Source organism: Actinoplanes awajinensis subsp. mycoplanecinus (genome assembly GCF_001509495.1).
In the GTDB taxonomy this organism is placed as follows: domain Bacteria; phylum Actinomycetota; class Actinomycetes; order Mycobacteriales; family Micromonosporaceae; genus Actinoplanes; species Actinoplanes palleronii.
Genome location: NZ_LLZH01000174.1, coordinates 1 through 376, shown reverse-complemented (window position 1 = coordinate 376; position 376 = coordinate 1). Strand labels below are relative to the sequence as shown.

Annotated in this window: 1 protein-coding gene; it reads left to right on the top strand. The window is 67.3% G+C overall.

The genetic code is table 11. The features are described from left to right. Positions 1–22 precede the first annotated feature (22 nt). On the top strand, positions 23–376 hold a 354-nt coding region (locus tag ADL15_RS19850; RefSeq protein WP_198170899.1), incomplete at its 3' end, for an RNA-guided endonuclease InsQ/TnpB family protein.

Sequence of the window (376 nt, the reverse complement as noted above, 5' to 3'; positions counted from 1 at the left end):
GTTCCTGCGTGAGGTGTCGTGTGTGCCGTTGCAGCAAGCGCTGCGGCATTTGCAGACCGCGTTCGTCAACTTCTGGGAAAAGCGGGCCGGGTATCCGACCTTCAAGAGCAAGAAACGCTCCCGGCGCTCGGCGGCGTACACCAGCAGCGCCTTCCGGTACTACGACGGCCGGCTCACCCTGGCCAAGATGGCCGAACCCCTCGACGTGGTGTGGTCGCGGCCGCTGCCCGAGGGAGCCACGCCGTCCACAGTGACGGTGTCGCAGGACAGCGCGGGCCGCTGGTTCGTGTCCCTGCTCTGCGAGGACGTGATCGAGGACGCACCGGTGTCCGGGGCCGTCGGTATCGATGCCGGTCTCGACAGTCTGCTCGCCCTG